This is a genomic window from Saccharomonospora xinjiangensis XJ-54 (assembly GCF_000258175.1).
Taxonomy (GTDB): Bacteria; Actinomycetota; Actinomycetes; order Mycobacteriales; family Pseudonocardiaceae; genus Saccharomonospora; species Saccharomonospora xinjiangensis.
Genome location: NZ_JH636049.1, coordinates 4,722,018 through 4,745,830, shown reverse-complemented (window position 1 = coordinate 4,745,830; position 23,813 = coordinate 4,722,018). Strand labels below are relative to the sequence as shown.

Below are 23,813 nucleotides of genomic sequence, written 5' to 3'. Positions count from 1 at the left end.
TTTCGGCGACTCGATCCATGAGTCCAACACATGTTTGTCATGTGATTGATCGTGCTGAATCATGGATCGATGGAATTGCAGCAGCTCCGCTACGTCGTCGCGGTGGCCGAGACGAAGAGCTTCACGAGAGCGGCCGAGCGATGTCTCGTCGTCCAGTCGGCGCTGAGTCACCAGATCGCCAGGCTGGAACGCGAACTGGGCGGGCGGCTCTTCGACCGCACCAGCCGCCGCGTGCGGCTGACCGCCGCCGGTGAGGCGTTCCTCCCCGCCGCGCGGCAGTGCCTCGCCGCCGCCGAGCGGGCCGTCATCGACGCCGCCGCGGCGCTCGGCGAGGTGCGGGGCAGGCTGGCGCTCGGCGTGATCCCCACGGTCGCGGCCGTCGATGTTCCCGCCGCGCTCACGCGATTCCACACCCGCTACCCGCACGTGCGCATCCACCTGCGTCAGGGGCACAGCCTCGACCTCGTCGAGCAGGTCAAGCACGGCGACCTCGACATCGCGTTCCTCGGCTTGCCCGCCACCGTGGAACCGCGCGGGGTGCGGGCGTGGGAGCTGACCAGGGACCGGCATGTCGCCGTGGTCGCCCCGGACCACCCGCTCGCCGGTGAGACCGAGGTGGCGCTGCGCAGTCTGGCGGCGGAGGTCTTCGTGGACTTCCCCGCCGACTCGGCCGGCCGCGCCCAGTCGGATCTGGCCTTCGAGGCCGCGGGCATCGACCGCGAGGTCGCTCTGGAGGTCGGCGCGGTGGACATCATGGTGCGGCTCGTGCAGCAGGGTCTCGGTGTCGCGATGCTTCCCTCGCGGTTCGTGCCACGGCTCACCGGTGTCGCCACGATCCCCGTGAGCGACGCGCCGCAACGGGTCGAGTACGTGATCTGGAGCCGCTCCGACCCCCGGCCGGCGGCCACGGCGTTTCTCGACCTGCTCGACGTCCCGGTGGACGTCGCCGCCGGGACGTGACGTTCCGGCACGGTATTTTGCGGGACCGGCAACAAAGCTGGAGCGGCGCGCCTTGCGTGTCTCACAGTGGTGTCATGACATCGGCGAATCAGCGGGATCAGCGGGATCAGTACAACCACGATGACAGTCACCGGTGGAGGCCCAGCCCCGGCGAGCAATCCGCGGAGCGATTCTGGGAAGACTTCTACGAGGAGAAGGATTCCGTCTGGAGCGGCAAGCCCAATGCGCTGCTGGTACGCGAGGTGGAAGGCGTGACGCCGGGGACCGCGCTGGATCTCGGCTGCGGTGAGGGTGGCGACGCCATCTGGCTCGCGCGGCAGGGCTGGCGGGTGACGGCGGTGGACGTGTCGGCTACGGCGTTGCGCAGGGCCGAGGGCCACGCGGCCGAGGCCGGAGTCGGCGACCGCATCACCTGGCAGCGGCACGATCTCGCCCGGTCGCTGCCCGAAGGGTCGTTCGACCTCGTCTCGGCGCAGTTCCTGCACTCGCCCGTGGCGGAGGAGGGCGAGCGGGAGGACATCCTCCGTCGCGCGCTCGATTCGGTGGCGCCGGGTGGCGTGCTGGTGATCGGCAGCCACGCCGCATGGCCGTCCTGGGTGGACTCACCGCCGCAGGATGTGCACTTTCCCGCCGTCGAGGAGGTCGTCGGTGCGCTGCGGCTGTCGGACGGGCAGTGGACGGTCGAGGTGGCCGAGACCGTCGAGAGCGAACTGACCGACCCCGAGGGCCGCCCTGGACGGCGCCACGACAGCGTCGTGCGGGTGCGCCGCGCAGGCTGATCGGCGCGTCGCACGTCGCGGGGCATTGTCCGCTTGGGAGGAACTGGTCAAGATCGATGCCGAACTTCCTCGAACGGCCGGGTCTTCGTGTCCCGACTCGTACACTTCGGATCGTGCTGGGCCGTAAACAACGGTGAGAACGGAGTGAGGCGACTGCGATGACGATGCCGATCTTCGAGGTTGGCTCGGCGGCGGACTGACCGTTCGATCCGCGCGTTTCACAGTGTCGAACCGCTCACCGCTGAGCGCATGACTGGTGCGACCACGCGGTGGGGCGGCCCCCGGTCCTGGCCGCACCCAGCGAGTCCTTAGAGGACTGTCAAGGACCTGGAAATCGAACGGGCGGCTCATTCGGTGAAACCGGGCGGGGTCGTCCGGTCCCGACTTTCGACGGGTTGTTCTCGTCCACGGGCTCGGTCAGCCTCACTGCATGAAAATTCTGCGTCGGGGATCCATCGCGGCAGCGGGATTGCTGCTGCTCGCTGCATCGGTCGCGCCGGCGGGCGCGGCGCAGGACGACAACGATCGGATGCTGTACGAGGCGCGAGGCACGGACAGCGCACAACGGACCGCCATCGCGCGTTCTGGCGCGGACATCTGGGGTACGAGCGACGGGGTGACGACGTTCTCGGCGAGCGCAGCCCTCGCGAAGTCGTTGCAGGCCAAGGGAATCGACGTCGAGCGCGTCGGCGACGTCGAAGACCTGCTCGCTGCGCGGAACCCGGACATGGCGACGTCGGCCGACGAGTTCCCGGCAGGCGACGAGGGCTATCACACCTACGGCGAACTCACGGAGGTGCTCCAGCGAGCGGACAGTGAACACGGCGATATCGCGTCGCTGTCGAGTGCGGGCTCCTCGTACCAGGGCCGAGCCCTGCACCTGATGAAGATCAGCGACAACGTCGCGCAGGACGAGGACGAACCCGAGGTGCTGTTCACCTGCAACCAGCACGCACGGGAACATCTGACCACCGAGATGTGCCTGCGCATCGTCGAGCGGTTCACCGACGAGTACGGAACCGACCCCACGGTCACGGAGCTGGTGAACACGCGCGAGATCTACGTGATCCCGTCGGTCAACCCCGACGGGTCGGAGTACGACATCGAAGGCGGGCGCTACAAGGGCTGGCGGAAGAACCGGCAGGGCTACTACGGCACCGACCTGAACCGCAACTGGGGTTACAAGTGGGGCTGCTGCGGCGGATCGAGCGGATCGCCCTACAGTGACACCTACCGGGGCACCTCGGCGTTCTCGGCACCCGAGACGCGGGCCGTCGCGTCGTTCGTCGAGTCCCGTGTGGTCGGTGGGAGTCAGCAGATCAAGGCACACATCGACTTCCACACCTACTCCGAGCTGGTGCTGTGGCCCTACGGCTACACCTACTCCGACACCACCGACACCATGTCGCGGGAGGAGGCGCGCCGCTTCCAGGAGGTTGGGCGCAAGCTCGCCGCGAGCAACGGCTACACGCCGCAGCAGTCCAGTGACCTCTACATCACCGATGGTTCGGTGAACGACTGGATGTGGGCCGAGCACGGCATTCTCAGCCTGACGTTCGAGATGTATCCGGCCAGCGGGGGCGGGATCGGCGGATTCTACCCGCCCGACGAGCGGATCGAACCCGAGACCCGGCGCAATGACGAGGCCGTGGACATCCTGCTCACCGAAGCGGGAGCCCAGCCCTGATCCCGTCGCGGGGACGGCAGGAGAGGCCGCCGTCCCCGCGACGAACCATCGAAACGACCGGCGCCGCATCTGGTGCCGGTCGTCGTTTTGGTGGCAGCCGCGAATGACGCCGGGACATCGGGCTTGCGGTCCGCGTCCGGTCGGGCGGCCGAGAGCCGCAACACACCCAGCTTCCGGATGATTCCGGCTCCGGAAACCTCAACGGAACCTCAGTGCCGGCCGTGGGTCGCGGCCGAGCGGGGGCCACGGGGCTACGGTCACCTTGCCGAGCGGGCCGCTCGCGCCAGCACTCCGGCGAAGGGGGAACCCGACGCGGGCACGCCTGGCTCGCGGTCCCGACCCATGAAGGGAGTACCAGTTGCTCACGAAGACAACGGTGCGGAGAGTGCTGGGTGCCGCGTTCGCGGCCATGGCGTTCTGCGCGGCGAGCGCGGTGACCGGGCAGGTTCCGGCCGCGCAGGCAGGTGACGACGGTTCCGTGATCTACTCCAGCGACAACGCTGGGCGGGCGAAGTTCGTGTCGTACGGCGACAAGCTGTGCTCGTGGGACGCGAAAGCGGACGGCCGTTCCGCTGTGGCGCTGGGGAAGTGGTGGGACCCCAACTCGGTGCGGTTGCCCGCGTACTTCTACTGGAAACCGGTGTGGAACACCAAGGGCGCAGGCACGCAGTGGGTGTGTGCCACCTACGACCGTAACGGTGGTGCCTACACGCCTGAGGGAATGATGGTCGAGTACTACGCCTGCACCGGCGAGTACAGCGAGCAGGATCCGGAGCACTGCGGTCGCGCCGGTTACGGGGTGACCTGAGCGGCAGACAGGCAGGTCGTTGTCCACTTTCCCCGGTCATGGGCACCGCCCTGGCCGGGGAGTCGTTCTCCCGGAGGTATCCGTTGCGCGGACAAGCGATTCGTGTGCTGATCCTGGCCTGCTTGTCGGCGGCCGTCGTGGTCGGGACGGGAGGCTGCGGTGCCGACCTGCCGCGAGAGTCCGGCGACCGGGCCAACGCGGCGACATCGCCCCTTGACGACTATCTGCCGACTCCTGAGGCGGACCGTGTGACGGCCGTGGCCCGTGATCTGCTGGCCAGACAGTGTCTGAATCGCTACGGGCTCGGACAGGATCGGCCGATGCTCCCGGTCGATGGAGGCCTTGTGACCAGGTTGCGTGAGCGTGCGCAGGCGGTCGAGGTGCCGGTGGAGCTGGCTCGTCGTCACGGATTCCATCCTCCCGAGCAGGGCATGGCACGGGCGGACGCGAGCGGCGGCACGCGACCGGACTCGGCCCGGCTCTGGGCAGACCGGGTCGCCGTGTTGAACGGCTGGCGGATTCAGGAGGACAACGGCGGACCAGTGCTGAGGTCGCGCAACGGCGTGGCCGTTCCCGAGGACGGGTGCGTCGGGGAGGCGGATGAGCGACTGTCGGATGGTCTCGACCGTCCCGTCGAGGGCACGGCACCGGGAGCGGAGCTGGACGCGATCAACACCGTGCTCGCGCTCCGGAAAACGGCCGGGGACCTCGCTGCGCAAGACCCCGTGATGATCGAGGCGACCCGGCGATGGGCTGACTGCTTCGAAACGGCGACGGGAACGGATGCTCCGAACCCGTTCGCGGTCGTCAACGATCCGAGGTGGGCGGGCCCGCCGACCGAGGAAGAGATCGAGACGGCGGTGGCGCTGGCGACCTGCCGGGACGAGGTGGACTACCTGGGTACGAGGCTCTCTTTGCTCAGCCAGTACGAGAGCGAGGTTCTCGCACAGCACCAGAACGAATTGGACAGAGTGCGACAGTTCTTCGACGAGCGATATCAGCGCGCACGAGAGGTCGTCTCGTCCTCCCGTCAATGATCGACATCGCGATCGGCCGACCCTAGGATTGCCGGGTGCGGATCCTTCTCGTCAATGATGACGAAAGACTCGTCGAAATGATGGCGACCATGTTGCGGCGCCATGGGCACGAGGTGGTCAGTACGTGCTCCTTCGAGTCCATACCGGTGTCGCCTCGGCCGGACCTGATCCTGCTGGATCTGTGGCTTGCCCGAGGGGACGGGATCGCCTGGTTGCGATGCTTCCGGGCTACCGACACGACTCCGGTCATCGTCGTCACCCGGCGAGACACCGAAGCCGAACGTCTTCGCGGCCTGTGGGCCGGTGCTGATGACTATGTCGTCACACCGTTCAGCTTCGCTGAGCTGAACGCACGCATGAACGCCCTCATCCGGCGTAGCCGATATCCGGCTCGGGCGCAGCTTCGTCTTTCCGATCTCGTGATCGATGTGGCCCGCCGCACCGTACAGCGGCAAGGCAGGGAAATAGCCTTGACCCGTAAGGAGTTCGACCTTCTCCTCGTGCTGGTGCGGGCCGGCGGGATGGTCGTGTGCCGGGAGCAGATCCTGGCCGAGGTGTGGTCCACGACTTGGAAGGGGGTCGCGCGCACTCTTGAGGTGCATGTGAGCAGCTTGCGACACAAGCTCGGCTCTCCGGATATCGTGCGCACTGTGCGTGGCGTCGGCTATGGACTGTCCGACCGCGTGGGCGCCCCGGCTCACTCCGGTTGCCGGTAGCGGGCGAGGTAGCGCTCGCGGATGTCGGCCTCAGCCTGGCCGCGAGTAACGGCTATATGCCGCTGTAGTCCAGCGACCTCGATATCACCGATGGTTCGGTGAACGATCGAATGTGGGCAGAGCACGGCATTGGAGGTCTTGCTTATCGAGGCCGGAGGCCAGCCCTGATCCCGTCGCGGAGCGGCAGGAGGGTCAGTGTTCCCGTGGCGAGCCATCCCGTGCCGACCGGCGCCGGCCGGGGCTTTCGGAGAAAGCCGCCCATGGCGGCGCTCCGCCGAGGGGACTACGGCGCGTCGGTTGTGGAGTGAGACGTCGCGGCACGCAGCACTCTGAGCTGACCGATCTCGGCCGTGTTCTTCATCAGCTCGGCGTTGACCCATGCCACCGTGTCCGCGACCGTGCGGCCCGCCTCTTCCGGCCACGGGAACGACGCCGTGGAGTCCAGATCCTCGTCGGACAGCTGGTCCAGCACCGCGATCCACTCGGCGCGTAGACCTCGCACCCAGTCGATCGTGGCCTCTCCCACGCCCGGCCACGGGATTTCGTCGTGCCCTCGGGGCTTTCGTCCTCGTGCGTGATCGAGGGCCGCAGTCCACCACCAGCCGAGGTGCCAAGTGACCCAGCCGATGGTGGGAACGGGAATGGGGTGGGGTTCCGACTCCGCGAAGTCGGCGACCCAGGTTCCGCCGGTGTCCTGCCGCATCGTCCCGCAATGCTGAGCGGGCTCCCACACGAAGTCTTCGGCGACCAGCTCGGTGAGATGGAGGTCGAGGAGGGACCACGTCAGATCGAACTGTCGGCGCACGAGGTCACGGCGATTCGAGGACATGAGCTGATCTTCCACCAAACTCGGCGCCCGACGACCGCCGGGTTGCCGTTCCAGAAGGTTCCAGACGACGACGGGGCGAGCCGTTGTCAGTGGTGGCCCTCACTCGCTGAAGGCGCGGCCGCAGCCGATCCTTCGCCCGGTTCACTTCGGTAGCGGGCGAGGTAGCGCTCGCGGATGTCGGCCTCAGCCTCGGCCTTGGCCTCGGCGCGGATGCGCTTGCCCGTTCCGTACTCGTAGCCGTGCTTGGTGAGGCGGTGCTCGGCGTTCTCCTCGGCGAAGGCGAACGAGTAGAAATAGCCGACCAGCGCGGCCAGCAACACCAGGCTCAGCCGCAGCCCGAGGGGTCCGGGCAACAGCAGCCACGCGGCACTCAGCGGGCCGACGAGAAACGTCGTGCGCAGGCAGTGCCGCCACAGCCAGCTCTTGCCGGTGAGATCCAGCAGAACCCAGTCCCGGTAGGTTTCGGGAAGTCGCCCGCCGAGTGCGTACCACAACCAGCGATGGGGACCGGGGCGACGCGGCTTGGCAGACATGCTCAGCACCCTAACAGTTAGTGCATTAAACGTTTTAGGATGGTGTGGATGCAGATCGACCTGGGCGACGACCCGCTGGCGCTCGACCGGCAGGTGTGCTTCGCGCTCTCTGTCGCGTCCCGCAGCGTCATCGGGCTCTACCGGCCGTTGCTGAAGCCGTACGGCCTGACCCATCCGCAATACCTGGTGCTGCTGGCGTTGTGGGAGAACGCCCCGATGTCGATCAAGTCGCTCAGTGAGCTGCTGTGTGCGGAACCGGCGACACTGTCGCCATTGCTCAAGCGGCTTGAGGCCCTCGGCTACGTCACCCGCGACCGCGACCGCGCCGACGAGCGTGCGCTCGCCGTCGATCTCACCGAGTCGGGGAGGGCGCTGCGCGCCGAGGCGGAGAAGATCCCGTACCAGATCGTCGAGCGGCTCGGCATGGAGGTCGGCGAGCTGCAGGAACTGCACGAGACCCTGGGCAGGGTCATCGCGGCAACCCGAAGGGCCGCGGCGAACCCCTGATCGCCCGGGGCCGTCACCCGTGTCCGCACCCTGTGCACGGGTGTTTGCAGCTGGTGCGCGCGTGCCCGCACTTTATGCACGTTGTCTGCACTCTGTATGCGTGCGTCCGCAGTCTGTGTACGTGCGTCGGCACTCCTCTGCGCGTGTTCGCGTTTTGTGCACGCCTATCGGCGCGCGCCCGACGCTGTGCTCGTCGATGCCGCCACGTGTCGGGGCGCGCCGACCTCCGATGCCGCCACGTCGTCACAGGAAGTCGGCGGCGTGGTCGGCGGCCCACTCGGCGAACGTGCGCCCAGGACGACCCGTGACCTCCTCCACGACGGTCGAGATCTCGGCGCGCCTGCCGTCCTGCGCCGCCCAGTGCGCGAGCATCGCCTCGACCGCCACCTCGGGCATCATGGCGCCGAGTTCTGCCCGCGCCTCGTCAGGTGTCACGTGCTCGACTGTGATGGCCCGCCCCCGTGCCTCGGCGACGTGTTGGATCTGCTCGGCCAGCGTCAGCGATTCGGGGCCGAGCACACGGTAGGCGCGGCGCTCGTGTCCCGGCCTGGTCAGCGCGGTGACCGCGAGTGCCGCGAGATCGTCCTCGTGAACGGGTGCGGTGTGCGCGCCGGGGTAGGGCAGCCGGACCCGGTCGGCCTCCCGGATCGGTCGTTGCCAGCACCAGCGGGTGTTGGTGGCCAGCAGGCCTGGACGCAGAAACGTCCAGTCGAGTGTGGACTCCTCAAGCGCGACCTCGACGGTACGGTGCTGGCGCGCGATCGGCGAGTCCTCGGCTCCTTCGTGAGTGACAGCCTCGGACGACAGCAACACCACGTGCCGCACGCCAGCCTTCTCCGCCGCGCGAGCGAACTCGCGAGCGCCCTCCTCGACGGCGTAGACGAACACGCCGTCGGCGCCCTCCAGCGCCGCGGGGAGGGTTTCGGGCCGGAGCAGGTCGGCGGCCACGACGTGCCAGCCGGGTGGGAACGCGGCCGAGCCGGGATCGCGCGTCGTCACCCTGACCTCGTGCCCCGCCGCGCGAAGACCCGCGGCGACAGGGCGGCCGATGTTGCCCGTGGCCCCGAAAACCACCATGACCATGGTCGATGTTCCCTTCACTGCTCGACGCTGGTGACGTTGGTGTTGTGCAGCGCGGCGATCCACCACCGGCCGTCCCTGCGAACGGCCACGATCGTCCCGTGATTGGCGAACGACCGTTCCGCCGTGTCCATGTCCTGCCGCATGTGGACGATCGCGGTGTCACGGTCGATGCGGGCGATTCCGAGGACGTTCGCCCGGATTCGCCAGTCGTGCACCACCGAGGACAGGCGCCGTGTGTGGTAGGCGATGAGATCGCTCCAGCCCCGGATCAGAGTGCCGTCCGGCACCACGACGACGGTGTCCTCGGTGAACGCGCCGTCGAGGATGTCGGGACGCTTCTCGTTGAACCCGGTCTCGATGTCCTGCACGAGGGCACGCAGGGCGGCCTCGTCCGATTCGCCGAGAGGTTCGGTGATGGCAAGGGGACGGATGTCGGCCGAAGGCCCGTGTTGACCGGTGAGATCCATGCCCACACGGTATGAGCGGCGAGCGTGCCCGGGCATCTGTCGAACGACTGGCAACGGCGCCGTCCCAAACCGTGCGCGCGTGTCCGCACTGTGTGCACGATTGTCGGCACTTCCCGCACAGGTCTTTGCACTTCATGCGCGGGTGTCGGCACCTGATGCACGGGTGTCGGCACCTGATGCACAGGGTGGCAGCCTTCTGTGTGCCAGGTCACCGGTTGTGGTCGTGCGGCGGAGAAGACGTCCGCCTCACCGGCGGAGCGGGGGAAGGCCGACCTGCCTGCCGTTGCCGCGTGGAGTGCGATCACTGCGCTGCGGGAAGCGGACCTTCAGGCAAAGCGAACGGCGGCGAGAACCGGTCTCGCCGCCGTTCGCTGCTGATTCTGTGCCCGCGCCCCACCTGGACCGCCGGGTCCGCTGATCACACGGGTGCCCGCGTCAGTTCTTCCGACACGCGTGCGAGAAGTGCGGACACGCGTGCAGGAACTGCGGACACCCGTGCGAGAGGTGCGGACACGCGTGCGGGAAGTGCGGACACGCGTGGTTTCAGTCGTTCTTCGCGATGCCCAAATCGACGCCCTTCGGCTCCTTGACGGCCGAGGCGCCGGCGAAGGACACCACCGCCAGAACCATGATGTAGATGCCGATGGAGCCCGACCATCCGGTCTTCTGCATGAGCAGCTCCGCGATCATCGGGGCGAACGCGCCGCCGAGGATCGCGCCGAGCGCGTACCCGATCGACACACCGGAGTAGCGCACCGACACCGGGAACATCTCCGCGTACATCGCCGACATGGGTCCGTACGACAGGCCGAGCCCGAACGTCAGCACGAACAGCGCCAGCGCGAACACGATGATGTTGCCGAGGTCGATGAGCCAGAACATCGGCAGCATCCACACGAACACGAAGGCGTAGCCGATCTGGAACGTCCGCACGCGCCCGAGGCGGTCGGACAGCGCGCCGCCGTAGAGCGTGAAGATCAACCAGCCGAGGGAGGCGAACACGGCGGCGAGCAGCACCGACGGCCTCGGCATCTCCAGCACCTTCGTCCCGTAAGAGATGAAGTACGCGATGACGAGGTAACCGGCGGCGTTGTTGGCCACGAAGATCAGCGCGGTGAGCAGAACCTGCTTGGCATTGCGGCGGAAGAGGTCGCGCAGCGGCGCCGACGACGCTTTCTTGCGCTCCAGCATCTCCTTGAAGACCGGGCTTTCCTCCACCGAGCGGCGGATGGCGTAGCCGATGCCGACCAGCAGCACGGACACCAGGAACGGCACCCGCCAGCCCCACGCCTCGAACTGCTCCGGGGTGGTCACGGTGGTCATCGTCCACAGCACACCGGTGGCCAGGATCATGCCGATCGGGACACCGATCTGCGGGTACGCGCCGAACAGACCTCGCCGGTTCACCGGCGCGTGTTCCACGGACATCAGTGCGGCGCCGCCCCACTCACCGCCCGCGGAGAAGCCCTGGACGATGCGCAGCAGCATCAGCACGATCGGCGCGGCAAGGCCGATTTCGGTGTACGTGGGCAACAGTCCGATGAGGGCGGTCGCGGCGCCCATCGTCACCAGAGTGAAGACCAGCATCTTCTTGCGGCCCAGCCGGTCGCCGAAGCGGCCTGCCACGATGGCGCCGAGCGGGCGGAAGAGGAAACTGATGCCGATGGTGGCCAGCGAGATGATGGTGGCCAGTCCGGGGGAGTCCTTGCTCAGTGGCTCGAAGAACAGAGGTGCGAGCACCAGGCCGGCAGCCTGGGCGTAGATGAAGAAGTCGTACCACTCGATCGACGTGCCAGCGAGCGTGCTCCAGAGGACTTTGCGTTCCTCTTTCGACAGTGCGGCCCTGGAGGGTGCCGACGTCGGTGCGGCCATGGGAACTCCGTTGTTCAGGGGAATTGCGACGAGTGGGCAGATACTAAGCACATTTACCGTCGCTCGTCAGCCCCCAGTGGCAGACCTGTGACCAGACACTTTCAGTGAGAGATCCGGTGCGATGAGTGGCCTGACGGCCGGGGCGCCCGTCGTGCTTCCGCACGGTGGCCAGACGGTCACGATACAGCGACAGTGCCGGAAAGCCGCAGCACAACACGGGAACGGGGCAGTTGGGACACGTGGGGCAGCGGGGGCGCCCGGGGTCGTCCCAGGACACGAACCGGCCGCGAAGCGGAGCGGAATCGAGCTCCGGTCTTCCGTTCCGCTGCTCGGGGATCTACTCTCTGCCCGAAGATAGTTAAGACGTTAATCATCGGAGGCGTCATGGCTCGGAGGGCGTTCGCCTCGTCCGCGGATCTGGACGAGAAGGAACAGAAGCTGGAGGTGCTCGCCGACGGCGTCTACGCGCTGACCGCGGACGGCGACCCCAACGTCGGTGCGGTCGAGGGTGAGGACTTCCTCGTCTGTTTCGAGGCGATGGCCACCCCTGTCGCGGCCCGCGACTGGCTGGCCATGCTGCGGGAACACACCGACAAACCGGTGCGCTACCTGGTGCTGTCGCACTACCACGCTGTGCGCGTGCTCGGCGCGTCGGCGTTCGACGCCGAAGTGATCGTGGCACACGAGAACACCCGCGCGCTCGTGGCCGAACGCGGTCGCGAGGACTGGGAGAGCGAGTTCGCGCGCATGCCGAGGCTGGCCAAGGCCGCGGATTCGGTGCCGGGGCTGACCTGGCCCGCGGTGACGTTCTCCGACCGGCTGACCATCGACCTCGGCGGCGACAGGGGCGATCTGGTTCTCCAGTACTGCGGTCGCGGGCACACCGAGGGCGACGTCGTGGCGTGGTTGCCGAAGCATCGCATCCTGTTCGCCGGTGACCTGGTCGAGGCCGAGGCGGCCCTGTACACGGGCGACGCCTACCACCGCGAATGGGCGTCCACGACGCTCGACCGTGTGAAGGAGTTCGGCGCGGAGGCACTCGTCGGCGGCCGGGGTGCGGTGAGCAGGGGCAGGGAAGCGGTGGACGCCGCCATCGAGCAGACCAGGGACTTCCTGCGCGTGATGATCCGTGAGGTCGGTGCCGTTCACGACGCGGGCGGCACGCTCAAGGAGGCGTTCGAGCGCACGCACGCGGCGCTGAACCCCCGTTACGGCCGGTGGCCGATCTTCGAGCACTGCCTGCCCTTCGACGTGTCCCGCCTCTGGGACGAGCTGTCCGGGATCGAGCGGCCGGTGATCTGGACGGCCGAACGTGACCGTGAGATCTGGGACCTTCTGCAGGACTGACGTGACGGAGGCGATGACGGTGCGAGACCGCAGTGTGGCGGTGATCGGCAACGGGCCGGTGGGACAGACGACGGCGTTGCTGCTCGCGCGATGGGGTGTTCCCGTTGTGCTGCTCGACGGCCGCCCCGGCCGCGACAAGATCGGCTCCAAGGCTATCTGCCAGCAGCGCGACGTGCTCGACGTGTGGGAGTCGGTGGGAGCGGGCCGCCGCATCGCCGATGAGGGCGTCACGTGGTCGATCGCGAGGACGTTCCACAGGGATACCGAGCTCTTCGCCCTGAGCATGGAGGACGCGGGCAGGTCGGACTTCCCGCCGTTCGTCAACATCTCGCAGTCCAGGGTCGAGGAGATCCTGGACGAACGGATCGAGCGGCAGCCCTTGATCGACGTGCGCTGGAACCACAAGGTCGCCCGGATCGATCAGGACGCCGACAGCGTGCGGCTCACGACCGAGTCGGGCGACCAGGTCGTCGCCGACTACGTGGTCGCCTGCGCCGGCGCCCACGGCGAGGACCTGCGCAGCGCGCTCGGCGTCCGCTTCGAAGGACACTCGTTCGACGACCGCTTCCTCATCTGCGACATCCGGGTCGATCTCCCCGGCTGGGCTCGGGAGCGGCGGTTCTGGTTCGACCCGGTCTGGAATCCGGGACGTCAGGTGCTGATCCACCCGTGCCCCGGCTCGACCTTCCGGATCGACTGGCAGGTGCCCGGCGACTACGACCTGGCCGAGGAGGAACGCAGCGGGGCGCTCGACGCCCGCATCCGCGCCATCGTGGGCGACGCCGACTACGAGATCGTGTGGAAGTCGGTGTACCGGTTCCACTCCAGGGTCGCCGACCGGTTCAGGGTCGGCAGGGTGCTGCTGGCCGGTGACTGTGCGCACCTCGTGTCGCCGTTCGGCGCGCGGGGACTGAATTCGGGCGTCGGTGACGCCGAGAACGTCGCGTGGAAACTCGCCTACGTGCTGCGCGGATGGGCCGACGAGTCGCTGCTCGACACGTACCACACCGAGCGGCACGCGGCGGCGGTGGAGAACATCGAGGTCACCACCGCCACGATGGACTTCCTCGTTCCGCACGACGAGGAGCAGGCGGCGCTGCGTGAGTCGGTGCTGACCGGCGCGGCGACGGACCCCGAGCTGCGCTCCAAAGTGGACTCCGGAAGACTGTCGGAGCCGTTCTGGTACGTCACCTCGCCGCTCACCACGCCCGACCCGGGAAGGCCGTTCGCGGGTCGCCCGCCCCGAGGTCAGGTGCCGCCGTCGGGACCGGGCATCCTCGTGCCCGACGTCCCGGTGTCCGCGCCGGAGGTCACCCGCCTGCGCGAGCTGCTCCGCGACGGCTTCTGCGTGCTCGTGGCGCAGGGAGCCGAGGCGCCCGACGTGTCGTCGGTGCCGTGGCCGGTGCGGGTGCTGTCGCTCGCCGACCTCGACGAGGACGGGGTGGTGACCGAGGCGCTCGGCACGCGACCCGGCGAGCTGTGGCTGATCAGGCCCGACGCCTACACGGCGGCGGTCGTGACCGATCCCGCCGAGCTGACACCGGCGTTGTTCCGCGCGGTGGGTGGGGCGCCGACCCCGGGCTCGGCCTGAGCGCCTCCAGAACCGGCACGTCGGTTCTGGATACTCCGGGACTCCGGTGCGCAGGAGCCTCCGCCGAGGCGTCCCGCGCCGGAGTCCCGGTTCTCACTGTCTTCCCCGGGCATCCCCCGCTTCCCGCAGGCATGGGCGAATCCGGCAGGAAACCGGCGAAAAGGCGATAACGCACGTGATCGTGACCATCATCATGGTTACGGGCGGTGAACACGACGGCGTCAGTATGCTCTGTGTCACATTCACATCACGCAGTGCATCACTTCCCTATCACAAGGAGGACACCGTCCATGTTCAAACGGTTGCTCAGCGCGTTCGGGGTCGGCGGCCCTTCCGTTGACACGGTGCTGGACACCCCGCACACGGTGCCGGGACAGGCGGTCACCGGGCAGGTGCGGATCCAGGGCGGCAGCGACGACGCCGAAATCGGTGAGATCGCGCTGTCGCTCGTCACCCGTGTCGAGGTGGAGCACGGTGACCACGAATTCGCGGGCACCGGCGAGTTCCACAGGGTCGTGATCCAGCGCGGCGTCCGCGTTCCGGCGCAGCAGGTTGTCGCCGTGCCCTTCCAGCTCACGATCCCGTGGGAGACCCCGATCACGGCCGTGGACGGCAACCGGCTTCCCGGCATGACCGTGGGTGTGCGGACGGAGCTGGTGATCGCGGGCGCTCCGGACAAGGGCGACCTCGATCCTGTCGAGGTGCATCCACTGCCGTCGCAGAACGCGGTCCTCGAAGCCTTCGGCAGGCTGGGTTTCCGCTTCCACAGCGCCGACATGGAAGCGGGCCGGTTGTACGGTGTGCCGCAGCAGCTTCCGTTCTTCCAGGAGCTGGAGTTCTTCCCGCCGCCGGCGTTCGCGGGCAGCCTGAATCAGGTGGAGCTGACCTTCGTCGCCACACCGCACGAGTTGCACGTGGTGCTGGAGGCGGACAAGCGTGGCGGGCTCTTCCGCCAGGGTGGCGACACGTTCGGCCGGTTCTCCGCCCCGCACGCGGACGCGCCGCACCAGGACTGGGCCGCGTTGATCGGCCAGTGGCTGGAGCAGGCCGCTCAGCGTGGACACTCGGGCCACTACGGCAATCCCGCGTTCGGTGGCCAGCCCGGATACCCGGGCCAGCCCGGTAACCCCGCGTTCGGTGGCCAGCCTGGCCAGTACGGGCACCCAGGCCAGCCCGGTAACCCCGCCTTCGGCGGTCACCCCGGCCAGTACGGGCACCCAGGCCAGTACGACCACCACGAGCACAGGGGCTCCGGCATGGGCGGGGTCATCGCAGGTGCGGCCGCCGGTGTCGTCGGTGGCATGGTGCTCGGTGAGGTCATGGAGGAGGTCTTCGACGGCGGCGACGAGGAGGAGATGGACTTCGAGGAGTGAGCAGCGGGGCCGACCGTCGTGCCCCCGAGCCGGATCGGCCCTTTCCCTCGCAGTCCTCAATGGAATCCCGGTGCCAAGGGCGCGCGCCGGTGTCCCCGGCCCACCGGCGCGCCCGCGATCGTGTCGGTGGTGCACGGCAGAATGAGCGCCATGGGTGTGTCAGCGAACGCGCTACAGGCGATGATCGACGGACTTGCCGATGTCCGGAGCGAGTCGGTGCGCGATTACACGGCGTTCAGCGTGCACGGAACGAGATTCGGCTACCACTGGCCGCGAACCGCGACGGTGGGCCTGAAGCAGACGTTGTCGGAGCAGGCCGCGCTGGTGGCCGAACGGCCCGAGGTCTTCGAGGTGCAGTTCACCGCGGGCGGATTCGGCTGGGTTGTGGTGCACCTGGAAGGCATCGACGCCGACGAGTTCGAGGAGTTGCTGTACGAGGCGTGGCGGCTTTCCGCGCCGGGGGAACTCGCCGAGGCACACCCGTTCACCCCGGCAGGACCACGGTGAACATGAGCACGCGGCCAGGGGGAGGAGCGGAGACGGAGAGGGAACCTCACGGCATCCGCCCTGTGCGTGATCACGGGGCTCGCCACGCGAAGGCATGGTGACCGAGGTGGACCCGCACAGCATCAGCCCTGTGGAAGCTCTGGAGCATCTGTTCGCCCTGTGGCTGCCGCACTGGCGGCTGGTCCTGGCCTGTGGCGAGGCCCCTCCGCCCCATCTCGCCGGTGGACCTGCGCGCCCTCTCCGGCGAGAGTGTCGGAGTACGGCGCGTTCCCGGTGACCTTCCCCGGCACGGAAGGGCGCCGCTATCCGGTGGCTGTCGAGCGATTCGACATCCACGACCCGGAGGAGACGTCCGACAGCCCCCTCCACGCCTCCTGGGGTTGCCCGGACACCGGCGCCGAGAAGCTGTTCGAGTTCCTCGTCGAGGCACTGGAGTCAGGACCCGGCGGCCTTGACCGGCGAGGCAGGGTACTCGCCGGGTGCCTGGCCGGTTATCTGGCTGAGGGCGGAACAGACCTGCTGCGTATCGCGGTGGCCGCCGATCCGGGTGGTGCGCCGCTGCACGGCGAAATGCACCTGCTGGTGCGTTCTTCGACGGCGACGACACGGCTGTCGCTGGCCCCGGCTCCGGCGCGGGCAGGCTCACGCGGCACTCCCGAGTACCGCATCGCCTGTTCCTCGGCGCTGCTCGGCGATTTTTTCAGGATCAACAACACCGACGTGGTGAGTGGCGGAACCTGGTCGCGGCGGCCCGCTGGACACTGCTCTGGGGGTTCGACTCCACGGCCCCCGAGATCCCCGGCGACGAACTCGTCTCCTGGCTCGCCCGTGACCTCCTCGACACGGTCCTCACCGAGCTCACCGGCGCGCCCGAGACCCCGGCCGTGCTCGCCTACGCCAAGAATCTGCCTCTCGACTCGGCCTTGGACGGCGAGGAGGATTCCTGCCTTCTCCTGGTCGGCCCACAGCGCACGGCCCTCGTCCACGTCAGCGGATGAGCCGTGCCTCGGCCTGCCCGCGTGCGTGAACGGCGCCCCGGTGAGCGTCGCCGCCGACGAGGCGGGCTGGATCAACCGGGGCCTTGCCGCCGCGCACGGACGGCGGGTGCGCGGCACCGGCACCGGGAGGTCACCTCTGCCGGTTTGACAGGAGCGGCCTTCGCGCGGGAGGTGCGAGCACGGCCTAGTGCTCGACGGGTTTGCGGGGGCGGCCGACAGCCGTGGTGCGAGCGGCGGCCCTGGTACCGGCGGCGCGGGTTCGCGTGGTCACCGTCTTCGTGGCGTCCCGGGAGTCGAAGGTCTGCTTGATGCTGTCGAACAGCGTGACGACGGCGCGCGCGGCAGGGAGCAGCATCTGCCCCTGCGTGGTCAGTCTCGCGCCCGTGGAGTCCCGCGTGAACAACTTCGCGCGGAGGCTGGTCTCCAGGCATTTGATCTGATAGCTGATGGCGGGCTGGGAGTAGCCCAGCGCCTCGGCTGCGAGGTCCATTCGCCCGGTCTCGGCGATCGACACGAACGCTCGGAACTGTCGCTCGTCCATTCCATGCTCCAAACTCTCGTCGGGTACACAGGGCGGTCCGGTCCTGGTTCCCTCGAACCGCGTCCTCGGGCGCCTCGGCCGTCCGCGGCCAGGGAGGACCCCGGCTACGACGGTGCGTCCACCCTGTCGGCGGTCCGCTGGCTCGGGCGAGGTCGTGGCCTCGAAACGACTCTCGATGTCATGCCTGGCGCGACTCCTGTCGTGAGGGGCCAGTCTGTGGCGGCACCAGAAAACCGCACGGCTTGATGATCATGCCAGCGTTGGTGCTGGCCGGAAGAGGTCAGAGCCTGGCAGGAATGGGACAGAACCGACGTTCGGGTTGATCCGAAGGGGGCAAACCGTGAACAGCATTCGTATTCGGTGTGCCCGGCGATGGTGGGTTCCCTTCGCCGGTCGCTCGACGCGCCGGGACGCTCGATGTCCATCACGGCGTGGTGGAGGAGTCCACCCGGACGGAGTAGTGGCAGGCGTGGCGAGCCGAGGCCGCCCGGAGGAGGAGTGTCCGAAGTGGACAGGCGGTGTGCTGGGGGGTTGATCGGGGCGCAGTGATCCGGGTGCCGCCCGGCGACGGCCCGGCGACCGGGGTGGGCCGGAGGGGGGAACCGGGCGGCGCGCGGCTGCGTCGAAGCGACGTCGAGGAGCGTTCAGGCGAGATCCGCAGGAGCTACATGAGTGACGAGCACGGCAGGGCCGACGATCCCGACTCGGAGTTCCACCCCGGCAGCGCCGACGATTCCGTCTATCGATTCCTCCTCAAAGGCCCCGCGACGCTTCCCGACTGCTGCGCCGCCACAGGTCTCGACGAGGACACGGTGGCCCGCGCTCTCGCCGACCTCACCCGATCCAAGCTGGTGAGGCCGCTGTCCACTCAGCCGCGATCGTGGCTCGCCGTGTCGTCCAACCTCGCCTTCCTCCGCTACCTGACGAGGCTGCGGACGGAGTACACGGCGCTGAGCAGACAGACACGGTCGCTCAACGCCGTCCTCGACGAGCTGAGAACGGCGATGAGCGGGGACACCTTCGACCACAGGGCGATGGTGGGCATCAAGAAACTCGAAGACTCCCGGCAGACCCGGCGCACACTCGCCGAACTGCTCGCGGGCGCCCAGCACAGCGTGCGGGCCATGCACCCCACCGTCTCCTCCGACGAGGAGGTGCGCGCCGATTTCTCGTCAGACCGCACCCTGCACGACCGGGGCATCGAGGTCCGCTCCATCTACCCGCACACGGCGCGACGGCAGAGGGAGGGGCTGAACTATCTCAGGCACATCCAGCGGATCGGCGGCCAGTTGCGGACCACGGTCGCGGTTCCCAGCCGCGTGATCCTCATCGACGACCGGGTCGCGGTGTTGCTGCGCTCACGCAACGACGGCGGCATCATCGCCCGCGAGCCCAACATCGTCGGCTTCTTCGAGCAGCTCTTCGAGGACACATGGGACAGAGCGCTCCCCGTGTCGGAGTACGACTACGACAAGGATGTCTGGCGCGAGATCGAACTTCTGGTGCTCGTCGAGCTGAGCACCGGCCGGTCCGACGAGGCCATCGCGCGCAGGCTCGACATCTCCACACGCACCCTTCGCCGGTACATCACCGGGCTCTACGAGCGGTTCGGGGTCGAGACCCGGTTCCAGCTCGGGGTCGCGGCGGCCAGAGCGGGAGTGCTGCCGGGCGAACCGGGTCTCGACTGAGTCGGTGACCGGATCAGCCCCCCGATTCCGTGGTGAGCGCGGAGAGATCGGGTGCGTACACGCTCATCCAGTGCGGATGCAGGCGGAAGTAGACCACGTCGCTGTCCCAGTCGAAGGTATCGTCGCCGTAGAAGTCCTTGACGTACGCGAGCAGGCCGGGCCAGTCGGGCGAGGGCTCGCCGTGCTCGGGGTTGAGGATCTCCACCGTTCCGTGGGTGAACACACCGAGGTCCTCGCCGCGTAGGTGCGCGGCACTGGCGGAGGGCCTTGCGGCGAGGTGGCGGGCCTTGGCCGCGTCGCGGGCAGTGCCGAAATGCCACTTCCCGTGCAGGAAATGCCCGTCCACCGCGCTGATCCGAGGTTCACCCTTCGCCGTCACGGTGGACAGAGCGAGGGTGCACATGCCGGTGAGCACACCGGTGAGTTGCTCCGCGGTCAACGTCCGCTCCGCGTTGATGATGGAGCGGAGATGTGAGGTGGAGCGGGCCAGCGAAGTGTCCAGCAGGGTTTGGAGTGCGTCGAGCTCCTCCGGTGTTTCGCGCATTGAGGTCCTTGTCGTCGAACATCTGCCGGCCCACGGGTTCGTGGTGCCGATCGGTGTCTCCATCGTGACCCCGAACCCTGACAACCGCTGTCATGGTCACCGTGCGCAGGGTGCCAACACGCGTACATAAGGTGCGGACACGAGACGCAGCGTGTCGTGTCCGCAGTCTGTGCACGGGTGTTGGCATCTCACGGGACGGCCATCCGTGCGGGAGGTGCCAACACCCGTACGGGAGGTGCGGACACAGGTGCGGAAGTGCCAACGCCCGTGCGGGAGGTGCCAACACCCGTGCATGAAGTGCGGACACGGGTGCATGAGGTGCGGACACGGCTTACAGGTATTGGCCTGACAGTGGGGGGAGTTCCGGGGCGGGGCTTCGCAGTTCGCCGATGTCCTCGGCCCGCAGGGTCCTGATCTCCTCGGCGTCGTCGGCGGACAACCCCTGCCCTGTGATGCGCTCGGCCTGCAACGCCACAGCCCTGTCGAACAGGTTCCGCATCACCCTGCCGTTGCCGAACGACTCGTCGCGGGGCATGGTGCGCAGGCGGTCGCGCACGGCCTCGATGACGTCGCCCGCGAGGGTGTAGCCCGCCGAGCCGGCCAGGTGCTCGAAGATCGCGACGAGTTCGGCGTCGTCGTAGTCGGGGAAGTCAACGGTGGTGGGAAACCGCGAGGCCAGCCCCGGGTTGGTGGCGAGGAAGGAGGTCATGCGGTCGCGGTACCCGGCGACGATCACGACGAGGTCGTCGCGGTACTCCTCCATGAGCCGCAGCAGTTCGGCGATCGCCTCGGGACCGTAGGAGTTGTGCGAGTCGCCGGTCAGCGCGTACGCCTCGTCGATGAACAACACGCCGCCCCGTGCGCTCTCGACGGCGGCCCTGACCTTGGGCGCCGTCTGTCCGATGTACTCGGCGATGAGGTCGGCGTGGGAGACCTCCACCAGGTGACCCGACGTGAGCAGGCCCAGCTTCGCGTATCCCGCCGCGACCAGGCGGGCCACCGTGGTCTTCGCGGTGCCGGGGTTCCCGGTGAACACCAGGTGCCGGGTGGGCCGCGCCGGTGGGAGCCCGACCTCCTTGCGCAGCCGGTCGGCCTCCACCTCGGCCACCAGCAACCGGACCTCTCGCTTCACCGACGCGAGCCCCACCAGCCGCTCGATCTCCCCGATGGGGTCGTCCGGCAGATCGGTGTGGACGGCGGGAACGGCGGTGGAAGGCAGGTCGGCCACCGTGATCGGGGAGTGCGCCTGCTCCTCGCCGTCGCCGGAGAGCAGGCGGCGGGAACGCAGGGACAGGCAGCGGTCGAGCAGCGTGACGGCGAGGCGGGCGTTGGCGAACACGGCGTCCTTGCGGGCCGAGCGGGCCAGCGTGCGCACCCTGTCGAGCACACCGTCCGACAGTTCCACACCCGCCCTCGCCGCGCGGTCGGCGAACACCTCGGCCACCTCGGCATCGCCGAGGTCGGGGAACCGCAGCACGGAGGGGAACAGCGCTCCGAGTCCTGGTTCGGACTTGAGCAGTCCCGTCACGGTGGCGTCCGCACCGGTGAGCACCACGAGCAGGTCGTCGTGCCCTTCCCTCAACAGTGACCGCAGCGCGTCGATCACCTCGCGGTTGCGGACGGCGTCCAGTTCGGAACCAGCGCCGGCGAGCGATCCGGCGTCCTCGACACAGAGCACTCCGCCCTCGGCGCGATCCAGCGCCCGCCGCACCCCCGCGGCGCCGTCGCCCGCGGCGCGGCCGACGAGATCCGAACGATCGACGGAGACGAGATGCCCTGACGAGAGCAGGCCCGCGTCGGCGCACAGACGGCCGAGAATGCCGGCCACCGTGGTCTTCCCGGTGCCTGCCGATCCCGTGAACACCAGATGCCGCAGAGGTGTCCCCTGCGGAGCGAGGCGTGCTTCGGCGACGAACAGCCGCAGCTCCCGCTTGACGGTGTCGCTCCGCACAGCCCTGTCGAGCCGGGCTCCCGCGTCCCCGGCGGTCTCGGTGTTCCCGCCGTCCCGGCCGTGCGCACCGGTCGCGTCGTGGACCGGCAGCGTCGGCGGAAGGTCGCGGGTGCTCACCACCACGGACACTGCGGGCGCGAGGTCGCAGCGGTGCCTCGCGGCCTTCACGGCGGCGGCGGCGAGGTGATCGACGAGCCTGGCGCCGCGCAGGTTGCGCGTGCCGGGCGTGGTGCGCAGCAGCGCGGTGGCCTGGGCGACCACATCGGAGTCCTCGGCGCTCGCGTTGCGGCGTGCGAGTGCCCTCCGGAACAACTCGGCATGGTCGGCTTCGGTGAACTCCCGCGTGCGGACGACGGTGAACTCGTGGTGCAGTGCGGGGTCGGCCTCGGCGAGGCGCACATCGGCACCGCGGCGGCAGATCGCCGCGACGTGCAGGCCGGGACGTTGCCGCAGCAGCCTGCGGACCTCGTCGAGCACCGCCGCACCGCAGCGGGGGAACGAGGCGATGCGATCCAGCCCGTACACGACGAGGATGTCGCCGTCGGCCAGATCCCTCGTGCGCGTCAGCAGATGCAGGACGGCCTCGCTCGGGGCGAGCGAGGTGAAGGCGTGATCGGAGACCCACACCACCTGTGGTGTCCCCTCGGGCTTCGGCAGCGCGTCGCGCAGGATCTCCACGGCGGTGGTGCGGCCGGTGCTTTCCGGCCCGCACAGGAGCAGTCGCGCGGCCGGGGCTCCCTCCCGCAGCACGCGATCGATGACGGCACCCAGCACGCCCGCCAGCCCGGGCTGCCCGACGAGCCGGGCCCCGGGGTCGGCCACGGGCCGGGTCTGCGACCACTCTCCGGCGTAGCGGCGCAGCAGCGGATTGACGGCCTTGCGCGGCGCGCACAGGATGCGCAGGTCACGCTGGAACGGCCCGATGGGCAGGTAACTCTCGGGGTTCACCGCCGGTCCCGGGAGCCCCTGCACGGCGCCGGTGACGCGCAAGGCCATGTCGAGCCAGTCCCGGCAGGCGTCCACCTCACCGGCCAGCACGGCCCTCGTCAGCCAGCCCCGCACCCTGGCGTGCCAGGCATCGCCGTCGAAGCCGTCCTTCACCTTGACGAAAAGCGCGCGCACCCGCTCGAACATCGAGGTCCCGATGCTGAGCGCCAGTTCGGCAGGCACCTCGGGCACGTCGGCCTGCGCCATGAGGCAGGCCAGTATCACGTCGTGTTCGAGCGAGAACTCCATTCCGGGAAGAGGTCCCGCTGCCGAATCGCCGGGCGCGTACTCGATCAGTCGCGTGTGGACGGCAAGGAACGCCGAGCACGCCCAGTCGAGATATCCGGCAGGGCCGAGGAGTTCGGGCAGCACCGAGAGGATGTCCTCGTCGGCCCGGTCGGCCCACAGTCGCGGAAGCGCGGCCAGCGGCTCGACGAGGTCGGCCTTCGCCAGCGCCGGGTGCTGGTGCCGCAGCTCGTGCAGGCGGATCAGCGCCTGCCGCCGGGGTTCGAGCGGCTCGATCCCGGCGAACACGTCGAGACACCGGCGGGCCATGGACAGCGCCAGCTCCCGCAGTTCCGGGTCGTCCTCGGTCGCGTCGAGCAGCCAGTAGGCGGGAGGCCGGTACACGGTGTGTCCCGAGGCCCAGATCCAGCTCCGGTTGGGCAGGCGAGGGTCGGCCACGAGGTCGCGCAGCGTCTCGTACGCCAGGTCGCACGCGGACCCGCCGCGCAACGCGACGGAGCCGATGAGGAATTCCAGCAGAGCCCACAGTTCCGCGCCGATCACCGTGGTCGCGTCGGCGAAGAAGTCCGGCAGGTCCACGGCGAGTGCCTCGGCGGCAGGGTCCTGGTTCAGCTCGACTGCGCGCCGCCGGATCTCCTCGAACAATCCGTCCGGCACCCGCCACGGCCCGTACGAGTAGAGGTCGAAGACGGGCTCGTCGGACAGCAGCAGGGCGAGGTGGTCGGGAAGGGTGGGGCGGCTCACGAGCACGATCCTAGGACA

General features: G+C 68.8%; 21 protein-coding genes. 13 read left to right on the top strand and 8 right to left on the bottom strand.

What is annotated here, in order from left to right; translation table 11 throughout:
- Nucleotides 1-69 precede the first annotated feature (69 nt).
- From SACXIDRAFT_RS21610 to SACXIDRAFT_RS21585, 6 genes are all read left to right on the top strand, one after another.
- Nucleotides 70-960, top strand: coding sequence for a LysR family transcriptional regulator (locus SACXIDRAFT_RS21610; RefSeq protein WP_006240819.1), 891 nt, complete (start codon nucleotides 70-72; stop codon nucleotides 958-960).
- Between the two features lie 74 nt (nucleotides 961-1,034).
- Nucleotides 1,035-1,739 (top strand): SAM-dependent methyltransferase, encoded by a 705-nt coding sequence (locus SACXIDRAFT_RS21605; RefSeq protein ID WP_006240818.1) that lies wholly within the window; start codon nucleotides 1,035-1,037, stop codon nucleotides 1,737-1,739.
- 430 nt (nucleotides 1,740-2,169) lie between these two features.
- Nucleotides 2,170-3,426: a M14 family metallopeptidase gene (locus SACXIDRAFT_RS21600; protein ID WP_006240817.1), complete on the top strand. Its 1,257-nt coding sequence runs from the start codon at nucleotides 2,170-2,172 to the stop codon at nucleotides 3,424-3,426.
- Between the two features lie 358 nt (nucleotides 3,427-3,784).
- Nucleotides 3,785-4,234 (top strand): hypothetical protein, encoded by a 450-nt coding sequence (locus tag SACXIDRAFT_RS21595; protein ID WP_006240816.1) that lies wholly within the window; start codon nucleotides 3,785-3,787, stop codon nucleotides 4,232-4,234.
- 38 nt (nucleotides 4,235-4,272) lie between these two features.
- Nucleotides 4,273-5,271 (top strand): hypothetical protein, encoded by a 999-nt coding sequence (locus SACXIDRAFT_RS21590; protein ID WP_006240814.1) that lies wholly within the window; start codon nucleotides 4,273-4,275, stop codon nucleotides 5,269-5,271.
- A gap of 35 nt (nucleotides 5,272-5,306) precedes the next feature.
- Nucleotides 5,307-5,987, top strand: a complete 681-nt coding sequence (locus tag SACXIDRAFT_RS21585) for a response regulator transcription factor (RefSeq protein ID WP_006240813.1) — start codon at nucleotides 5,307-5,309, stop codon at nucleotides 5,985-5,987.
- A 283-nt stretch (nucleotides 5,988-6,270) separates the two neighbouring features.
- Here SACXIDRAFT_RS21585 and SACXIDRAFT_RS21580 read toward each other — a convergent pair whose 3' ends face one another.
- Nucleotides 6,271-6,816, bottom strand: coding sequence for a DinB family protein (locus SACXIDRAFT_RS21580; protein ID WP_006240812.1), 546 nt, complete (start codon nucleotides 6,814-6,816; stop codon nucleotides 6,271-6,273).
- Nucleotides 6,817-6,902: 86 nt separating this feature from the next.
- On the bottom strand, nucleotides 6,903-7,349 hold the full coding sequence (locus tag SACXIDRAFT_RS21575) for a DUF5313 family protein (RefSeq protein WP_006240811.1): 447 nt from the start codon (nucleotides 7,347-7,349) through the stop codon (nucleotides 6,903-6,905).
- A 48-nt stretch (nucleotides 7,350-7,397) separates the two neighbouring features.
- On the opposite strand from SACXIDRAFT_RS21575, the gene SACXIDRAFT_RS21570 reads away from it, so the two are divergent.
- A complete protein-coding gene (locus tag SACXIDRAFT_RS21570; protein WP_006240810.1) occupies nucleotides 7,398-7,856 on the top strand; it encodes a MarR family winged helix-turn-helix transcriptional regulator in 459 nt (152 codons plus the stop codon).
- Between the two features lie 243 nt (nucleotides 7,857-8,099).
- On the opposite strand, the gene SACXIDRAFT_RS21565 is transcribed toward SACXIDRAFT_RS21570, so the two are convergent.
- The 3 genes from SACXIDRAFT_RS21565 to SACXIDRAFT_RS21555 all read right to left on the bottom strand — a co-directional run bounded on the left by SACXIDRAFT_RS21565 (nucleotide 8,100) and on the right by SACXIDRAFT_RS21555 (nucleotide 11,278).
- The gene (locus SACXIDRAFT_RS21565; protein WP_232285361.1) at nucleotides 8,100-8,957 is read right to left on the bottom strand and encodes an SDR family oxidoreductase; all 858 of its coding nucleotides are present in this window, start codon (nucleotides 8,955-8,957) and stop codon (nucleotides 8,100-8,102) included.
- Nucleotides 8,954-9,406 carry an SgcJ/EcaC family oxidoreductase gene (locus SACXIDRAFT_RS21560; RefSeq protein ID WP_006240808.1) on the bottom strand — a complete coding sequence of 151 codons (453 nt, stop codon included), beginning with the start codon at nucleotides 9,404-9,406 and terminating at the stop codon, nucleotides 8,954-8,956. Before SACXIDRAFT_RS21560 ends, SACXIDRAFT_RS21565 begins: the two co-directional genes overlap by 4 nt.
- 543 nt (nucleotides 9,407-9,949) lie before the next feature.
- Nucleotides 9,950-11,278 (bottom strand): MFS transporter, encoded by a 1,329-nt coding sequence (locus tag SACXIDRAFT_RS21555; RefSeq protein ID WP_006240807.1) that lies wholly within the window; start codon nucleotides 11,276-11,278, stop codon nucleotides 9,950-9,952.
- A 384-nt stretch (nucleotides 11,279-11,662) separates the two neighbouring features.
- Here SACXIDRAFT_RS21555 and SACXIDRAFT_RS21550 point away from each other — a divergent pair, with 384 nt between their 5' ends.
- The 5 genes from SACXIDRAFT_RS21550 (at nucleotide 11,663) to SACXIDRAFT_RS22585 (ending at nucleotide 17,242) form a co-directional block, all read left to right on the top strand.
- On the top strand, nucleotides 11,663-12,625 hold the full coding sequence (locus tag SACXIDRAFT_RS21550; RefSeq protein ID WP_006240806.1) for an MBL fold metallo-hydrolase: 963 nt from the start codon (nucleotides 11,663-11,665) through the stop codon (nucleotides 12,623-12,625).
- A gap of 1 nt (nucleotide 12,626) precedes the next feature.
- Entirely contained in the window at nucleotides 12,627-14,216 is a 1,590-nt protein-coding gene (locus tag SACXIDRAFT_RS21545) for an FAD-dependent monooxygenase (protein WP_006240805.1), read from the top strand.
- A gap of 290 nt (nucleotides 14,217-14,506) precedes the next feature.
- Nucleotides 14,507-15,589, top strand: coding sequence for a sporulation protein (locus SACXIDRAFT_RS21540; RefSeq protein WP_006240804.1), 1,083 nt, complete (start codon nucleotides 14,507-14,509; stop codon nucleotides 15,587-15,589).
- A 150-nt stretch (nucleotides 15,590-15,739) separates the two neighbouring features.
- Nucleotides 15,740-16,096, top strand: a complete 357-nt coding sequence (locus SACXIDRAFT_RS21535) for an MmcQ/YjbR family DNA-binding protein (protein ID WP_040922883.1) — start codon at nucleotides 15,740-15,742, stop codon at nucleotides 16,094-16,096.
- Between the two features lie 249 nt (nucleotides 16,097-16,345).
- Nucleotides 16,346-17,242: a hypothetical protein gene (locus SACXIDRAFT_RS22585; protein ID WP_198284336.1), complete on the top strand. Its 897-nt coding sequence runs from the start codon at nucleotides 16,346-16,348 to the stop codon at nucleotides 17,240-17,242.
- A gap of 36 nt (nucleotides 17,243-17,278) precedes the next feature.
- Here SACXIDRAFT_RS22585 and SACXIDRAFT_RS21525 read toward each other — a convergent pair whose 3' ends face one another.
- A complete protein-coding gene (locus SACXIDRAFT_RS21525; protein ID WP_006240801.1) occupies nucleotides 17,279-17,635 on the bottom strand; it encodes a LysR family transcriptional regulator in 357 nt (118 codons plus the stop codon).
- 668 nt (nucleotides 17,636-18,303) lie between these two features.
- Here SACXIDRAFT_RS21525 and SACXIDRAFT_RS21520 point away from each other — a divergent pair.
- On the top strand, nucleotides 18,304-19,323 hold the full coding sequence (locus SACXIDRAFT_RS21520) for a helix-turn-helix transcriptional regulator (protein WP_006240800.1): 1,020 nt from the start codon (nucleotides 18,304-18,306) through the stop codon (nucleotides 19,321-19,323).
- 13 nt (nucleotides 19,324-19,336) lie between these two features.
- On the opposite strand, the gene SACXIDRAFT_RS21515 is transcribed toward SACXIDRAFT_RS21520, so the two are convergent.
- Both SACXIDRAFT_RS21515 and SACXIDRAFT_RS21900 read right to left on the bottom strand, forming a co-directional pair.
- Entirely contained in the window at nucleotides 19,337-19,867 is a 531-nt protein-coding gene (locus SACXIDRAFT_RS21515) for a pyridoxamine 5'-phosphate oxidase family protein (protein ID WP_006240799.1), read from the bottom strand.
- A gap of 331 nt (nucleotides 19,868-20,198) precedes the next feature.
- Nucleotides 20,199-23,795, bottom strand: coding sequence for an AAA family ATPase (locus tag SACXIDRAFT_RS21900; protein ID WP_006240798.1), 3,597 nt, complete (start codon nucleotides 23,793-23,795; stop codon nucleotides 20,199-20,201).
- Nucleotides 23,796-23,813 lie beyond the last annotated feature (18 nt).

Coding starts and splice junctions, on each gene's coding strand:
- SACXIDRAFT_RS21590 (WP_006240814.1), top strand. CDS start 4,273: ATGGGCACCGCCCTGGCCGGGGAGTCGTTCTCCCGGAGGTATCCGTTG.
- SACXIDRAFT_RS21570 (WP_006240810.1), top strand. CDS start 7,398: ATGCAGATCGACCTGGGCGACGACCCGCTGGCGCTCGACCGGCAGGTG.
- SACXIDRAFT_RS21525 (WP_006240801.1), bottom strand. CDS start 17,635: ATGGACGAGCGACAGTTCCGAGCGTTCGTGTCGATCGCCGAGACCGGG.
- SACXIDRAFT_RS21535 (WP_040922883.1), top strand. CDS start 15,740: ATGGGTGTGTCAGCGAACGCGCTACAGGCGATGATCGACGGACTTGCC.
- SACXIDRAFT_RS21550 (WP_006240806.1), top strand. CDS start 11,663: ATGGCTCGGAGGGCGTTCGCCTCGTCCGCGGATCTGGACGAGAAGGAA.
- SACXIDRAFT_RS21575 (WP_006240811.1), bottom strand. CDS start 7,349: ATGTCTGCCAAGCCGCGTCGCCCCGGTCCCCATCGCTGGTTGTGGTAC.
- SACXIDRAFT_RS21540 (WP_006240804.1), top strand. CDS start 14,507: ATGTTCAAACGGTTGCTCAGCGCGTTCGGGGTCGGCGGCCCTTCCGTT.
- SACXIDRAFT_RS21560 (WP_006240808.1), bottom strand. CDS start 9,406: ATGGATCTCACCGGTCAACACGGGCCTTCGGCCGACATCCGTCCCCTT.
- SACXIDRAFT_RS21600 (WP_006240817.1), top strand. CDS start 2,170: ATGAAAATTCTGCGTCGGGGATCCATCGCGGCAGCGGGATTGCTGCTG.
- SACXIDRAFT_RS21555 (WP_006240807.1), bottom strand. CDS start 11,278: ATGGCCGCACCGACGTCGGCACCCTCCAGGGCCGCACTGTCGAAAGAG.
- SACXIDRAFT_RS21610 (WP_006240819.1), top strand. CDS start 70: ATGGAATTGCAGCAGCTCCGCTACGTCGTCGCGGTGGCCGAGACGAAG.
- SACXIDRAFT_RS21515 (WP_006240799.1), bottom strand. CDS start 19,867: ATGCGCGAAACACCGGAGGAGCTCGACGCACTCCAAACCCTGCTGGAC.
- SACXIDRAFT_RS21605 (WP_006240818.1), top strand. CDS start 1,035: ATGACATCGGCGAATCAGCGGGATCAGCGGGATCAGTACAACCACGAT.
- SACXIDRAFT_RS21580 (WP_006240812.1), bottom strand. CDS start 6,816: ATGTCCTCGAATCGCCGTGACCTCGTGCGCCGACAGTTCGATCTGACG.
- SACXIDRAFT_RS21520 (WP_006240800.1), top strand. CDS start 18,304: ATGAGTGACGAGCACGGCAGGGCCGACGATCCCGACTCGGAGTTCCAC.